Origin of the sequence: Citrobacter sp. MGH104 (genome assembly GCF_001034485.1) — a bacterium.
GTDB classification, from domain to species: domain Bacteria; phylum Pseudomonadota; class Gammaproteobacteria; order Enterobacterales; family Enterobacteriaceae; genus Citrobacter; species Citrobacter freundii.
Map to the genome: position 1 here is coordinate 923342 of NZ_KQ089818.1, position 15560 is coordinate 938901.

14 protein-coding genes are annotated in these 15560 nt (G+C 54.4%); 3 read left to right on the forward strand and 11 right to left on the reverse strand.

The window, feature by feature from the left end:
* Positions 1–103 precede the first annotated feature (103 nt).
* A complete protein-coding gene (flk, locus tag SK34_RS04360; RefSeq protein ID WP_003845068.1) occupies positions 104–1105 on the forward strand; it encodes a flagella biosynthesis regulator Flk in 1002 nt (333 codons plus the stop codon).
* Here flk and SK34_RS04365 read toward each other — a convergent pair.
* Positions 1102–2280 (reverse strand): MFS transporter, encoded by a 1179-nt coding sequence (locus tag SK34_RS04365; protein ID WP_003845065.1) that lies wholly within the window; start codon positions 2278–2280, stop codon positions 1102–1104. The two genes, flk and SK34_RS04365, sit on opposite strands and share 4 nt — an antisense overlap.
* Before the next feature lie 207 nt (positions 2281–2487).
* A complete protein-coding gene (gene fabB, locus SK34_RS04370) occupies positions 2488–3708 on the reverse strand; it encodes a beta-ketoacyl-ACP synthase I (protein WP_046670107.1) in 1221 nt (406 codons plus the stop codon).
* A gap of 159 nt (positions 3709–3867) precedes the next feature.
* Here fabB and mnmC point away from each other — a divergent pair, with 159 nt between their 5' ends.
* The gene (mnmC, locus tag SK34_RS04375; protein WP_048232453.1) at positions 3868–5868 is read left to right on the forward strand and encodes a bifunctional tRNA (5-methylaminomethyl-2-thiouridine)(34)-methyltransferase MnmC2/FAD-dependent 5-carboxymethylaminomethyl-2-thiouridine(34) oxidoreductase MnmC1; all 2001 of its coding nucleotides are present in this window, start codon (positions 3868–3870) and stop codon (positions 5866–5868) included.
* A gap of 114 nt (positions 5869–5982) precedes the next feature.
* On the opposite strand, the gene SK34_RS04380 is transcribed toward mnmC, so the two are convergent.
* Genes SK34_RS04380 through prmB form a run of 6 tightly spaced genes read right to left on the reverse strand, consistent with a single transcriptional unit; the run spans position 5983 to position 10533 of the window.
* Positions 5983–6258, reverse strand: a complete 276-nt coding sequence (locus SK34_RS04380) for a YfcL family protein (protein ID WP_003028163.1) — start codon at positions 6256–6258, stop codon at positions 5983–5985.
* A 32-nt stretch (positions 6259–6290) separates the two neighbouring features.
* A complete protein-coding gene (locus SK34_RS04385; protein WP_003834819.1) occupies positions 6291–6839 on the reverse strand; it encodes an elongation factor P hydroxylase in 549 nt (182 codons plus the stop codon).
* Positions 6839–7648: a sulfite exporter TauE/SafE family protein gene (locus tag SK34_RS04390; protein WP_003028167.1), complete on the reverse strand. Its 810-nt coding sequence runs from the start codon at positions 7646–7648 to the stop codon at positions 6839–6841. The genes SK34_RS04385 and SK34_RS04390 overlap by 1 nt, the downstream gene beginning before the upstream one ends.
* Positions 7648–8472, reverse strand: coding sequence for a penicillin-insensitive murein endopeptidase (gene mepA / locus SK34_RS04395; RefSeq protein WP_048232455.1), 825 nt, complete (start codon positions 8470–8472; stop codon positions 7648–7650). The genes SK34_RS04390 and mepA overlap by 1 nt, the downstream gene beginning before the upstream one ends.
* 3 nt (positions 8473–8475) lie before the next feature.
* Positions 8476–9561: a chorismate synthase gene (gene aroC / locus SK34_RS04400; RefSeq protein ID WP_044701213.1), complete on the reverse strand. Its 1086-nt coding sequence runs from the start codon at positions 9559–9561 to the stop codon at positions 8476–8478.
* Positions 9562–9600: 39 nt separating this feature from the next.
* Entirely contained in the window at positions 9601–10533 is a 933-nt protein-coding gene (gene prmB / locus SK34_RS04405; RefSeq protein ID WP_003028173.1) for a 50S ribosomal protein L3 N(5)-glutamine methyltransferase, read from the reverse strand.
* 166 nt (positions 10534–10699) lie between these two features.
* Between prmB and smrB the strand changes: the two genes are divergently transcribed.
* Positions 10700–11251, forward strand: coding sequence for an endonuclease SmrB (gene smrB / locus SK34_RS04410; RefSeq protein WP_003839296.1), 552 nt, complete (start codon positions 10700–10702; stop codon positions 11249–11251).
* Between the two features lie 80 nt (positions 11252–11331).
* Here smrB and sixA read toward each other — a convergent pair whose 3' ends face one another.
* The 3 genes from sixA to fadI all read right to left on the reverse strand — a co-directional run bounded on the left by sixA (position 11332) and on the right by fadI (position 15483).
* Positions 11332–11817: a phosphohistidine phosphatase SixA gene (sixA, locus tag SK34_RS04415; protein ID WP_003028179.1), complete on the reverse strand. Its 486-nt coding sequence runs from the start codon at positions 11815–11817 to the stop codon at positions 11332–11334.
* Positions 11818–12025: 208 nt separating this feature from the next.
* Positions 12026–14173 (reverse strand): fatty acid oxidation complex subunit alpha FadJ, encoded by a 2148-nt coding sequence (gene fadJ, locus SK34_RS04420; RefSeq protein WP_048232457.1) that lies wholly within the window; start codon positions 14171–14173, stop codon positions 12026–12028.
* Entirely contained in the window at positions 14173–15483 is a 1311-nt protein-coding gene (fadI, locus tag SK34_RS04425) for an acetyl-CoA C-acyltransferase FadI (RefSeq protein WP_016150715.1), read from the reverse strand. The genes fadJ and fadI overlap by 1 nt, the downstream gene beginning before the upstream one ends.
* Between the last annotated feature and the right edge of the window lie 77 nt (positions 15484–15560).

The following is a 15560-nucleotide window of genomic DNA, read 5'->3' on the forward strand; positions in this document are numbered from 1 at the left end:
TCGCACCTGTTTGAGAACGAGAGTTAACCGGGCAAGTGTGCCATAATCTCGCCGCCAGGCATACTGCGAGACCTGGTCAGCACAGATTTAAGGAACAGAGATGATGCAGCCCATTTCAGGTACGCCCGCACGCCCTCCCGGCGAAGGCCAAAATGCCCCTTCCGCTGCGGGTGAACAACCGTTATCCACGCAACAACGTACTGTGTTGGAACGACTAATTACCCGTTTGATTTCACTCACCCAGCAGCAAAGTGCTGAGGTGTGGGCCGGAATGAAGCACGATCTGGGCGTCAAAAGTGATACTCCGCTGCAGTCACGTCACTTTCCAGCCGCTGAGCAAAACCTTAACCAACGGCTGGGAGTTGCTCAGCAAAATCATGTTAATCGTCAGGTGCTTTCGCAGCTCACTGAATTACTGAGCCAGGGAAATAATCGCCAGGCGGTGAGTGATTTTATCCGTCAGCAGTATGGGCAAACGGCGCTCAGCCAGCTCACGCCTGAGCAGTTGAAAAACGTGCTCACGCTGCTGCAACAAGGGCAGCTGTCGATACCACAGCCGCAGCAGCGCCCGGCAACCGATCGCCCGTTGCTCCCCGCAGAGCACAATACGCTGAACCAGTTAGTTACCAAACTGGCGGCGGCCACGGGAGAATCCGGGAAGATGATCTGGCAGTCGATGCTGGAGTTGTCTGGCGTAAAAAGCGGTGAGCTGATCCCTGCCAAACAGTTTACGCACCTGGTCACCTGGCTGCAGGCGCGCCAGACGCTCAGCCTGCAAAGCGCCCCGACGCTACAAACGCTCCAGGCTGCGCTGAAGCTGCCATTAGAGCCGAATGAGCTGACAGCAATAAAAGAGTACGCGCAGCAGACGTATCAGATCCAACCACAATCGATTCTGACCACGGTGCAGGTGCAGGACTTGCTCAATCAAATTTTCCTGCGTCGCGTGGAACGAGAACGCGAGCTCAGCGATCCGCGTCATCTGCAGCCCATTTACAGCCCGTTCGCGCCGATGATTGAAACGGTTAAATCTCTGTCGGCACGACCGGGACTGTTGTTTGTTGCATTGATGATTGCGTTAGCCATTTTCTGGCTGGTCGCTTAACCTTTACGCAGCGTAAGCAACGTTACAATAATCCCTACCACGGCGGATATCGCCCCGGCAAGGAACACTGAGGGATAACCGTACGCGGTGGCCAGCACCCCGGCGACCGGCCCGCTTATGCCGTAGGAGATATCCTGAAATGCGGCGTAACCGCCAAGCGCCGTACCGCGAACCTGCGCGGGTACTCGCTTCACCACCTCGACGCCCAAGGCCGGGAAGATAAGCGAACACCCGGCCCCGGTTAATGCCGCTCCAAGCAGTGCAACCCAGGCTGTTGGGGCCTGCCACAGCAGAATCAGTCCTGCGGTTTCCACCAGCAAAGAGACAACGGCAACCTTCACGCCGCCGAACCGGTCCGGCATCCAGCCAAACAGAATGCGCATCAGCACAAACGCCCCGCCAAACGCGGTCAGGGTGAACCCCGCCATCGTCCAGCCGTTGCTGACAAAATAGAGTGAAATAAATGTACCGATCACCGCAAAGCCAACGCCCTGCAGCGCCAGGCCCAGGCCCGGTTTCCAGATAAGCCCTACCACGCTCCATAACGAAGGGCGTTCTCCTGCATGTGCAGGCACTTTACGCACGGTGCCGTTGAATACCCATGCCAGCAGCGGTAATACCATCGTGGTTCCCGCCAGCGCCGCGAAGCCAAAGTGGCTGTGGATCAGAAGTCCCAACGGTGCACCGGCGGCCAGCGCGCCGTAAATCGCCATTCCGTTCCATGACATCACCTTACCGGAGCGTGTTGGGCCGACCAGCCCCAGCCCCCAGGTCAGCGTTCCGGTGAGCAGTTGGCTTTCGCCAAAACCGAGGATCAAACGACCGACGATTAGCAACGCAAATTTTACGGGAACAGAAACGGGCAATAGCGCGGCTAACAGCCACGCCGCACCCGCCAGCCCACAGGCAAACATCCCCTGCAGCGCCGAGCGTTTGGCACCATATTGATCGGCTAACCGCCCGGCGTAGCCGCGTGTTAATACCGTCGCCAGAAACTGTACGCCGACGGCGATGCCGACCATGGTATTGCCATAGCCCAGTTCCTGGTGCACAAACAGAGGAATGACGGGCAAAGGTAAACCGACCGTCATATAGGTCAGGAAAACCGCAAAAGCGATGCGAAACAGCGAAAAGTTCGCCGAAGGTGTTTTTTCTTGTTGGGTTACAGTTGTCATGCGTTACTCCAAAATGCAGAGTAAGGCGAGGAATGCCCACGCCCCCTCTACCTGACTATCAGGATTAAGGTGCGTTGGATAACGTTAAACGCTTACGCATTATCAAGAGGATAATGTTGAAGCTGGAGTCTGCCTGTAAACCAGAGCGGTTGTCAACGATATAAAAAAGGGAGCCATCAGGCTCCCCTCTTGCATAATCTTTCAGTCTTACGCTTTCAGCTTACGCATAACCAGCGTGGCGTTGGTGCCGCCAAAACCGAAGCTGTTAGACATAACAGTCGTCAGCGCCTGCTCGGTCGGTTTGGTCACGATGTTCAGACCTGCCGCCTGCTCGTCCAGCTCTTCAATGTTGATGCTTGGCGCGATAAAACCGTGTTCCAGCATCAGCAGAGAGTAGATAGCTTCCTGAACGCCAGCCGCACCCAGTGAGTGACCGGTCATGGCTTTGGTTGCGGAGATTGCCGGGCTGTTGTCGCCAAACACTTCACGAATCGCACCCAGCTCTTTCACGTCGCCTACCGGAGTAGAGGTACCGTGGGAGTTCAGGTAGTCGATCGGCGTGTCTACGCCGTGCATCGCCATCTGCATGCAACGTACTGCGCCTTCGCCAGACGGAGCAACCATGTCTGCGCCATCGGACGTTGCGCCGTAACCGACGATTTCCGCATAGATGTGCGCGCCACGTGCCAGCGCGTGTTCCAGCTCTTCGACCACGACCATACCGCCGCCGCCAGCAATAACGAAACCGTCACGGTGTGCGTCATAGGTACGGGAAGCTTTGGATGGATCGTCGTTATATTTGGTAGACAGCGCGCCCATGGCGTCGAATTCACACGCCATTTCCCAGCACAGCTCTTCGCCGCCGCCAGCGAAAACGATGTCTTGTTTGCCCAGCTGAATTTGTTCTACTGCGTTGCCGATACAGTGTGCAGATGTCGCACAGGCAGAGCTGATAGAGTAGTTTACGCCGTGGATTTTGAACGGCGTTGCGAGGCAGGCAGAAACGCCGGACGCCATCGCTTTGGTGACTACATACGGGCCAACCGCTTTCAGGCCACGCGGGCTACGCATTGCGTCAGCACCGAACACCTGAAAACGCGGGGAGCCGCCGCCGGAACCTGCAATCAGGCCAACGCGCGGGTTATTCTGGTAATCTTCTGCTGCAAGGCCGGCATCAGCCACTGCCTGTTCCATAGAAAGGAATGCATAGATGGATGCGTCGCTCATAAAGCGCACTACTTTGCGGTCAATGAGGCCAGTGGTATCCAGTTTTACGTTGCCCCAAACGTGGCTACGCATGCCGGAGTCCTTCAGCTCCTGAGAGAAAGTGATCCCTGAACGTCCTTCACGCAGAGATGCCAGGACTTCCTGCTGGTTATTACCGATGCTGGAAACGATGCCCAAGCCAGTAATCACTGCACGTTTCATTCAATACCTCTGTAAGTCGCACTATTTTAAAGTTTCGAGTGGCACAATAGCGTACACTTGTACGCCGAACAAGTCCGATCAGCCATTTAATGTGGAAATTTGCGCAGCCAGGCACTCATCGCTAAGATCGGGGCACAGCCTGCCAGACGAGTAACTTACGTGAAACAATACGCTATACAACCTGCCAACCTTGAATTCAACGCTGAGGGTACACCTGTTTCCCGAGATTTTGACGATGTCTATTTTTCTAATGATAACGGGCTGGAAGAGACACGTTACGTCTTTCTCGGCGGGAATCATCTCGCCCAGCGATTCCCTGCGCATTCACGTCCCCTCTTCGTGGTGGCAGAAAGCGGGTTTGGCACCGGACTTAACTTCCTGACACTCTGGCAGGCATTTGCCGAATTCCGCGATACCCACCCTGACGCTACCCTGGAAAGATTACATTTCATCAGTTTTGAAAAATTTCCGCTGACGCGTGAAGATCTGACCTTAGCCCATCAGCACTGGCCAGAACTTGCCCCGTGGGCCACGGCGCTACAAGAGCAATGGCCGCTGCCGCTGGCGGGATGCCATCGTCTGCTCCTTGATGAAGGACGCGTCACGCTGGATCTGTGGTTTGGTGATATTAATGAACTGACCAGCAAGCTGGATGACTCCCTGAATCAAAAAGTGGATGCCTGGTTTCTGGACGGTTTCGCGCCGGCAAAAAATCCGGATATGTGGACGCCAACGCTGTTTAACGCAATGGCCCGTCTGGCTCGCCCCGGCGGCACGCTGGCGACCTTCACCTCAGCAGGCTTTGTGCGTCGGGGATTGCAGGAAGCCGGGTTTACGATGCAAAAATGCAAAGGCTTTGGTCGCAAACGAGAAATGCTTTGTGGCGTCATGGATCAGACGCTGGCGCTCCCCACCTCGGCCCCCTGGTTTGCACGTACCGGAACAGATAAACGCGAAGCCGCCATTATTGGCGGGGGGATTGCCAGCGCATTGCTGTCGTTGGCGTTACTGCGCCGCGGCTGGCAGGTCACGCTCTATTGCGCCGACGATAACCCAGCCGGGGGGGCATCCGGCAATCGCCAGGGCGCACTTTATCCGCTACTGAGCAAGCATGACGCGGCCATTAATCTCTTTTTCCCCACCGCGTTTACCTTCGCCCGCCGGCTGTATGATGCCCTCCCCGTTGAGTTCGCGCATGACTGGTGCGGCGTGACGCAACTGGCGTGGGATGAGAAAAGCCAGCAAAAAATCGACCAAATGCTGTCCCTTGAATTGCCCGATGCGCTCGCCGTCGGGGTTGACGCAGAGCAGGTTTTACAAACAACCGGCGTGAAAACCGGATGCGGCGGGATTCAGTACCCCGCCGGAGGATGGCTGTGTCCGGCACAATTAACCGCCGCCGTATTCGACTATGCCGCAACGCTGGGATTACACACCCGGTATCAACATACGCTGGCCTCACTGTCTCGACAGACAAAAAACTGGAAATTGGCGTTTGCCAGTGGAGCAACCGCCACTCACGCTGCGGTAGTTCTGGCTAACGGGCATCACATTAACAGCGTTGAACAGACGCAGTCGCTACCGGTGTACTCCGTAGGCGGTCAGGTGAGTCACATTCCTACTACGCCTTCGCTTTCAGCGCTGCGTCAGGTGCTGTGCTATGACGGCTACCTCACGCCGCACAACCCGCAAAACCAGCAGCACTGCATTGGCGCCAGCTATCATCGCGGAAGTGAAGAAACGGTGTATCGTGCTGACGATCAGCAGCAAAACCGTCAGCGCTTAATAGATTGTTTCCCGAATGCCGTGTGGGCAAAAGAAGTAGACGTTAGTGGCAATGCCGCCCGTTGTGGAGTGCGCTGCGCCACGCGCGATCACATGCCAATGGTCGGCAACGTCGCGGACTATGACGCCACGCTCAGCCAGTATGCCACTCTTGCCGAAGACAGAGAGCACGCCGTAAACGCCCCGGTTTATTCCGATTTATTTATGTTGGGTGCGCTGGGCTCGCGCGGGCTGTGTACTGCCCCGCTATGTGCAGAAATTCTGGCATCGCAAATGAGCGATGAACCTATCCCTATGGATGCCAGCACGCTGGCTGCGCTGAATCCGAATCGTCTGTGGGTAAGGAAGTTATTGAAGGGTAAAGCGGTGAAATAAGATACCATCTCATCATTGCCTGATGGCGCTACGCTTATCAGGCCAACAATCCCCGTCCACGTAGGCCGGATAAGACGCCTTCGCGTCGCCATCCGGCACAATCCACTGCAATTATTATTGCGTTGCCTTTTGAAATAAAGTGTCCCACATCTCTTTCACTAACGCCTGGTCACGCGGCGAGAGTTCGCCTGCGCTGATGGCTTTTTCCAGGCTGCTGGTCACATTGGCGTACAATGCCTCAGCGGAATGGTCCTCGCCAGCATCCAGCTCAGCCACAGCCAGCGTCAGGTGCCCACGCAAATAACCACTGGCAAACAACTCATCATCGCTGGCGTGCTCTACCATATCGTCGATTAATGCCAGAATGCGTGATTCAAACTCCGCGATCATCTTCTTTCCTCATTGTAAACGTGGCAGCGGCTTCAGTTGAGCGCTTCGGGCCACGGGAATTGTTCCGCCGTAAGTTCAGGCGTGTGATAATAATTCTGTAACGCGTTAATAAAACGCGCCGGACGTTCAGGGATCCCCTTTTCCAGGTACTCCATTACCTGAGCATGAACACGGCGCTGGAATACCACGCGGTCCGGTTCAAAGTCCCCTTCGAGGTTGTCGCAACTGACGTTAAACGGGTACCCCGCCGCCATGCAAAATAACCAGTCAAACGCCTGCGGCTTCACTTCCACATCTTCAAACTGGCATTGTGTCTTCGCGTCGCGTCCGTCCGGGCAGTACCAGTAACCAAAATCGACCAGCTCACGACGGGCTTTACCGGCGATGCACCAGTGTGAAATTTCGTGTAAAGCACTGGCGTAATAACCATGCGCAAAAACGATACGGTGATACGGTAATTCCGCATCCGCAGGAAGATAGATCGGTTCGTCGTCGCCTTTAATCAGACGGGTATTAAATTCATCGGCAAAGCAGCCGTTAAAAATCTCAATTAACTGTTCGTAGTGATGCGTATTATTCATTAGTTCATCCCCAGCCAGTGGAGAATCTCCTGTCCATGATTATCATAAAGTAGCTTGGCGCTCATCACGGCAGAGACAATAACGATCATTGGCCGAATGAGTTTTTGTCCTTTGCTGAGCACCAGTCGAGAGCCCATCCGTGCGCCAATAAACTGGCCAATGAGCATCACAAAACCTGTCGCCCAAATCACTTTGCCACCGAGGGCAAACAGCAACAGCCCACCGATATTCGATGTGGCATTTAATACTTTGGCGTGGGCCGTCGATTTCGCCAGGTTGTATCCGCACAGCATGACAAAGGCCAGCGCGTAGAACGACCCTGCCGCCGGACCAAAAAAGCCATCGTAAAAACCGACGCAGCCTCCCGCCACCAGCGCGAAAGGTAAACCGTGCAATCGACGCTGTCGGTCCTCTTCCCCCACTTTCGGCATCAACAGAAAGTAAAGGCCAATACAGATAACCAGAACCGGCAGGATCTGGCGCAGAACATCTGACTGCACGTGCTGAACCAATAGCGCCCCGCTCATTGATCCGACAAACGTCATGAAGATATTGAGCTTCTGATCCGCCAGATTAACCACGCCACGACGAATAAAATAGAGGGAGGAAGAGATAGATCCCCCGCAGGCTTGCAACTTATTGGTCGCCAGCGCTTGCGCTGGTGGCATCCCGGCCGCCATCAATGCCGGGATGGTGAGTAGACCACCGCCTCCGGCCAGAGAATCAATAAAACCTGCCAGCATCGCCACAAAAAAAAGCACACCTAACAGCAGTGGCGACACCATAAACAGAGAGGCAAAATGATCCATTAGAGTACATGCTCGTCCAGTAGCGCCTGGCAGGAAGGCGGCAACGGCGGCGGTGTCTTCTTCTCAGGCTTGGTGGTTCCAGGTTTTGGAGGTTCGAACCAGCTTTGCAGCTCTGCGCCACAGCCGTCACCCGGTGGCGGTAACGGTTGATCTTCGCACTCAAGGCTGTCGGCAGGGCAACGTAACCGCACGTGCATATGCGCACGATGCTGGAACCATGGCCGCACTTTACGCAACCAGTCCCTGTCGGTCCCTGCATCCAGACAAAGTTGTTGCTTAATCGCCGGATTCACGAAAATACGCGTTACTTCATTATCTTTTGCAGCCAGCCTTACCAGGCTAAAAATCTCCGGTTTCCACAGTGATGGCACAACACGTTTGCCGTCCTGTGAGACCAGATCTAACGCCTGCGGCCGCAGCAGTTGCGACTGGGTCCAGCGCGTTTTCGGCAGTTGCAGGAAAATATCCACATCCAGTCCCGTCTGGTGGCTGGCGTGACCGCCATTGAATCGCCCACCGGCCGGCATACCCATATCGCCGATTAACACCGTGCCCAGCCCCTGACTATTAGCCTGATTACTCAGACGCTGGATAAACCTCACCAGATCCGGATGGCCAAAGTAACGACGCTGATCGGTGCGCATCACCTGATAATGTTCTGACTGTACAGGCAGCGTATCTGCGCCAACAATACAGCCATTGGAAAACGCGCCGATAGACTGCGCGCTGCCCGCAACCGGATGGGTAATTTTCTGCCAGGGCGTCGCCGCCAGACAGGCGGTACTGGCAAACAGAGCCAGCGCCGCAAGTGCCGTTTTGTTCATCTCTTACCAGCGTGGAATATCGGTTTTCACGTCCGCATTTTGCGCCCGCTGACGCAGCAGGTGATCCATCAATACGATCGCCAGCATCGCCTCGGCGATCGGTACGGCGCGGATCCCAACGCACGGATCGTGACGACCTTTAGTGATCATTTCGACTTCTTCACCAAAGCGGTTAATGGTGCGCCCTGGAACGGTAATACTGGACGTCGGTTTCAGCGCCATATGAGCAATGATTTGTTGCCCGCTGCTGATCCCACCCAGAATGCCGCCCGCATGGTTACTCTGGAAACCTTCTTTGGTGATTTCATCTCGGTTCTGGCTGCCACGCAGCGCAACAACGTCAAATCCGTCGCCAATCTCAACGCCCTTAACGGCGTTAATGCTCATCAGCGCATGGGCGATGTCGGAATCCAGGCGGTCGAATACAGGTTCGCCAAGACCCGCAGGCACACCGCTTGCAACAACGGTCACCTTCGCCCCGATGGAATCGCCCTCTTTCTTCAGCCCGCGCATCAGTTCGTCCAGCGCTTCGAGTTTATCCGGGTCCGGACAAAAGAACGGGTTAAGTTCCACCTGGGACCAGTCTTTGATCTCCAAAGGAATATCACCCATCTGCGTCAGGCAACCGCGAATCTCAACGCCGAACTTTTCCGCCAGATATTTTTTGGCAATCGCTCCGGCCGCCACGCGCATCGCTGTTTCACGTGCGGACGAACGCCCGCCACCACGGTAGTCGCGCAGGCCATATTTCTGCTCATAGGTATAGTCGGCGTGTCCTGGACGAAAAACGTCCTTAATCGCGCCATAATCCTGTGAACGCTGATCGGTATTTTCGATCAGCAGGCCAATGCTGGTGCCAGTGGTAACGCCCTCGAACACCCCGGAGAGGATTTTCACCTGATCCGGCTCACGACGCTGCGTAGTGTAGCGCGATGTGCCTGGACGCCGTCTGTCGAGATCGTGCTGCAGGTCAGCTTCTGTCAGAGAAATGCCCGGCGGAACACCATCGACAATACAACCGAGCGCCAGCCCGTGTGATTCGCCGAAAGTGGTTACGCGAAAGAGTTGCCCAATTGTGTTTCCTGCCATCACGGCTCCGTTATGAGTGTTGTGTATGTGCGCGTGTAATTAGTCTTTATAAATGCTGAAGTGCTCACGAGCAGCAACTAACTGCTCTTTGGTCAGCATGAATACGCCGTCACCGCCGTTGTCGAACTCCAGCCAGGTGAACGGTACATCCGGATATTGCTCTATCAGATGTACCATGCTGTTTCCGACTTCACAAATCAGAATACCGTTATCTGACAGGTAGTCTGGGGCGTTCCCCAGAATGCGGCGGGTAAGTTTCAGCCCATCACTGCCGGACGCCAGACCCAGCTCAGGTTCGTGACGATATTCGTTTGGCAGATCGGACATATCTTCCGCATCGACATACGGCGGGTTGGTCACAATCAGGTCATACTGGACTTTCAGCAGATCGCGGAACAGATCGGAACGGATCGGCGTGACGTGATGGATCAGGCCGTGTTCTTCAATATTGTGTTCGGTCACCGCCAGCGCGTCAGTGGAGATATCCACCGCATCAACTTCGGCTTCCGGGAAGGCATACGCGCAGGCAATGGCAATACAACCGCTGCCGGTACACATATCGAGGATATGCTGCGGCTGCTCATTAATAAGACCCGCAAAGCGGTTATTGATAAGCTCGCCAATCGGTGAACGCGGAACCAGCACGCGCTCATCAACATAAAACTCATGCCCGCAGAACCAGGCTTTGTTGGTCAGATAAGCAACCGGAATGCGCTCGTTGACGCGGCGGATCACGCGTTCAACAATACGATGACGCTCGCTGGAGGTCAGACGCGCTGTACGCATGTCTTCCGGAATATCCAACGGCAAATAAAGTGACGGCAGCACCAGTTGTACGGCCTCGTCCCATGGGTTATCCGTGCCATGGCCATACCAGATGTTCGCCGCGCTAAAACGGCTGACCGCCCAACGCAACATGTCCTGAATGGTATGCAGTTCACTCACTGCTTCATCGACGAAAATTTTATCCACGTATTCCTCCAGGGCATGCTCGTATTAATTTCGGCGGCTAGTTTGCCACGAAGACGGCGATAAATCAGCATTCACACAGGGCCTGAGCGCGAAAATTGCGTTTTAAGCGATCGGATGCCCGCCGAGTCGGGTTAAACTAATGGAAAATAAAAGTTGAGACTCTCGAATGAAAAAGAAAACATCGCTCAGCGAGGAGGATCAGACGCTGTTTCGCCAGCTGATGACCGGCACGCGTAAAATTAAACAGGACACCATTGTTCACCGACCTCCACGTAAAAAAATTGCCGAGGTTCCGGTTAAAAGGCTGCTACAGGAGCAAGCTGATGCCAGCCACTATTTCTCGGATGAGTTTCAGCCGCTGCTGAATACGGACGGCCCGGTAAGATACCTGCGTGCCGACGTCAGCCATTTCGAACTGAAGAAAATGCGCCGTGGCGATTACTCTCCGGAGCTGTTTCTCGATCTGCATGGGCTGACCCAGCAGCAGGCCAAACAAGAGTTAGGCGCGCTGATTGCCGCCTGTCGTCGTGAGCATGTATTTTGCGCCTGCGTGATGCATGGCCACGGAAAACATATTCTGAAACAGCAAACGCCGCTCTGGCTGGCCCAGCATCCGCACGTGATGGCTTTTCATCAGGCACCGAAAGAGTACGGTGGCGACGCCGCGCTGCTGGTGCTAATTGAAGTAGAAGAGTGGCTACCGCCCGAACTTCCGTGATGCAGAAAAACAGAAAGAGCCGCGTTTGCGGCTCTTTGCATTTTCGGATGACGGCTGCACCTTATCCGATACCAACCTTTTTAAATCGCTTTTGCCATTTTCAGGTTACACGGGCTCATCTGCCAGTTAAAAGTCCCCTTCCCGCTCTCATCAAGCGTTACGCTGGCAATCGCTGATGTGGTAAACATCGGCGGTGTTTCACCTGGGCAAAGCTCAGACACCAGATACCCCACTAAAGGCAAGTGAGAGATAACCAGTGCCGTGGCGATACCTTCATTGGCCAGAGCCTGTAAATAGGCACTGACTAGACCGACATCGCCGCAAGGAGTCAACTCCGGCAAAACATCCACACCGGTTGGCAGGTTCATACATTCCCCCACCACATCCAGCGTTTGTTCGGCTCGTAGGAACGGGCTCACCAGAACACGTTCGATATCCACTTTTTGACCTTTCAGCCAGTTCGCCATCAGGCGAGATTCGTCACAACCACAGGAGGTTAAGGGACGAACCGAATCACTGGCGGCATCGAGGGCCGCGTCGCCGTGACGCATGATAAAAACTTGCATATTGCACCGCTTTTGTTAACCAGAATCACCAATACCTTTATTCACAGCCCCTATTGGCTGTGATAACGATATGGTGGCCGGCATTGTGCCTTATCCATTCACCGAATGAAACGCTGTTTTTTACCTCAACGGCGTAAGTATAGTCAATCTCTGTTTACATTTTGAGCGCGAGCCATACATTCAGTGCGGATTCATCCTACCTTTGACCTCATGAATTCAGGTCAGTTTCCCCAATATTCCAGAATCTTTCACTGTGTGCCGCCATCTGCAATAACTGTTCACACGGCGCAAACCGCGAGCCGTATTGCGTGGTCAGCCGTTGCAGAGTCGCAACCACTTCTCCCGCGCCGAGTGAATCTATATACCGGAACGGGCCGCCGAGGAATGGCGGAAAACCAATACCAAATACAGCGCCGATGTCGCCATCACGTGCGCTACGGACTATCTTCTCGTCGAAACAACGAGCTGCTTCATTGAGCATTAACATGACGCACCGCTCTGCTACCTGTGCAGCGGTAAGTCGGCCCTGACCCTGAACGCCAATAAGCGTATAAATTGCAGGGTCGACCTGTTTTTTGCTTTTACGCCCTTTCACACCATAAAGATAGAAACCCCGACCATTTTTTCTACCTTTGCGATCGTCATTCAAAATTGAAGCAACAACATTTGCAGGCGCGCTAAAACGTTCTCCATATGCAGCCTCAAGCACTGGTATAATTTTAGTGCCCGTATCAATTCCGACCTCATCCAAAAGTTGGATTGGCCCAACTGGAAAACCAAACTTAACCAGCGCGGCGTCTATGGTTTCGACCCGCTCGCCCTCGGTCAACATACGAATCGCTTCGTTAATGTAAGGCGCTAAAATGCGGTTAACGTAAAAGCCGGCCTTATCTCTGACCACTATCGGCGTTTTGCCCTGTTTTTTCGCTAACTTAACGGTAGTTGCAATCGTCTGCTCCGAGGTCGTGGCATGTGGGATCACTTCAACCAACGGCATTTTTTCCACCGGACTAAAAAAGTGTAAACCAATCACTTGTTCAGGCCTGGTAGCATTCGCAGCAATATCGCCAATGGGCAAAGATGAGGTGTTAGAAGCAAAAACGGTATGAGGTGCGCAATTTTGCTCAACTTCTGCCACCATCCGTTGTTTTAGCGACAGATCTTCAAACACGGCTTCAATAATCAAATCGCGATGCGCAAAGCCACGGTAGTCGATCGCTCCCGAAATCAGCGCCAGTTGTTTATCGCGTTCGCTGGCTTTGATATGACGGCGGCGAACCTTCGTTTCAAGCTGATCCCAGCTATACTTCAGCGCATGATTGATTCCCTTAGCATTTATATCTTTGATGCGCACAGGCAAGCCGCCTTTACAGGCCGTCACATAAGCAATACCGCCCCCCATCAGACCGCCGCCCAAAATGCCAACGCTGTCCAGCGGACCGGGCTTCGCATCGCTTCCCGGATCCTTTTTCACGTCGGTGTTGGCAAAAAAGATGTGCCGTAGCGCCTGAGACTGGGATGTCATCGCCAGCTCACCAAACGCGCGGGCCTCTGCGTCGTAACCACTACTGCTGCCTTGCGCTAGCCCGGTTTCGATGACCTCAAGGATACGTTCTGTTGCAGGGTAGTTACCTTGCGTTTTTTGCGCCGTCTTTTTACTGGCCATACGGAACAACAGTGCCCGCCCCAGCGGCCCCGCCAACACTCGCTCTCTTACGGGCAGTGTTCGTTGCGCAGAACTGTCCTTTTTAGCCAGTTCAACGGCCGCTTCCAGCAAAATGGAATGCGGTACAACTTCATCCACTAAACCAACTTTCAGCGCCTGTTTTGCGCGTAATTGTTTTCCGGTGAGGATCATATCCAGTGCGGTACTGACGCCAATCAGGCGCGGCAGCCGCTGCGTACCACCGGAGCCGGGCAACAAGCCAAGTTGTACTTCCGGTAAACCCAGTACGGTTTTAGCATCATCGGTACAAATACGGTTGTGGCACGCCAGCGCCATCTCCAGGCCACCGCCGAGGCATGCACCATGAATCGCGGCGATAACCGGGATCGGTAAAGCATTAATTTCCGCCATCATCTGCTGCCCCTGACGGGCCAGCGTTTCGGCTTCCTGCGCGCTGCGACAGCTACCAATCATGTTGATATCCGCCCCGGCAATGAAGTTATCGGGTTTAGCCGAAATAAACACCACACCACGCAATGCTTTGTTATCGCGGATTTGTTTCAGAATGGCCCGCACCTGAGAAGCAAACTCTGCTTTCAGGGTGTTCATTTTCTCTCCGGGCACATCAATGGTGACAACAGCAACGTTATCCAGACGTACGTTTAGTGTAAAAGCCGATGTCATTTCCATTATTCCGCCTCCAGAACCATTGCCGCACCCAGACCACCAGCTGCACAGGCTGTCACTAAACCAAAACCGCCGCCACGACGACGCAGCTCATGGAGGGTTTGAGTGATCATGCGCGCACCGGTGGCAGCAAAGGGGTGTCCATAGGCAATCGATCCGCCCAGCACGTTAAATTTACTGTCATCAACCTCGCCAGTGGCATGCCTCCTGCCCAGCACGTCGCGGGCAAAACGTTCGCTACCCAACAGCTGAAGATTCGCCAGCGTTTGCGCGGCAAAGGCTTCATGCATATCGATCAGGGTTAAATCTGCCATCGTCAGACCGGCTCTCTCCAGGGCAAGCGGTGTTGACCACGCCGGTCCCAGCAGCATGTCCTGCCAGACATCGATGGCGGTAAAAGCAAAACTACGCAAGTACCCCAGCGGCACCAGCCCCAACTCTTTCGCACGCGACTCCGTCATCATGATCACGGCGGCTGCGCCGTCCGTTAGCGGGGTACTGTTTGCCGCGGTGACGGTGCCGTGCTTGCGGTCAAACGCCGGACGTAGTTTGGCGTAATCGGCCAGCGTAGAGTTACCGCGAATGTTGTTATCTTCTGAAAAAGGATCTTTAAATGGTGGCGCGTAGGTAGTCATTACCTCATCAGCCAGCTTTCCTTCAGCCCATGCCTGAGCGGCACGCTGATGAGAGCGGTGCGCCAGAGCATCCTGCTGCTCTCGGGTAATACCATAGGTTTTGGCCATTTGCTCAGCCGTATCCCCCATACGCAAACCGGTGGAATACTCGGCGACGGCCGGCGGCACAGGCATCAGGTCACGTAAGCGCAATCGGGAAAAGAGTTTAAGGCGTTGACCGGTTGTCCGGGCCTTATTGACATCCACCAGCACCCGCGCCAGCTTTTTACTAACGCCAATAGGCAAGACTGACGAGGAGTCCGCACCACCCGCAATTCCAGCACGAATAGACCCCGCCATCAGGCTTTCCGCGACATTCGCCACCGCCTGGAAACTGGTCGCGCAGGCCCTGCTCACGCTGTATGCATCGGTATGTACATTCATACCGGTTCCCAGCACAATTTCACGAGCAATATTTGGTGCTTCAGGCATTTGCACCACCTGGCCAAAAACCAGTTGCTCGATCACATCGGCAGGAATTTCGCTGCGCGCCAGCAGCTCACCGACGACCATCTTTCCTAAATCAACGGCGGGAATGCCATGAAACGCGGTAGCCTGACGAGCAAATGGCGTACGCAATCCACTTACAATGGCAATACGGTCGCCCTGGCGGGTAACCAGCGGTAAAGCCTGACTCATAACACTCCCCTGTAAAAAAATAAAATAAGTGGTCTGACCTGATCATAGTCTTAACCAATTTTTTACATTTAGCCAAG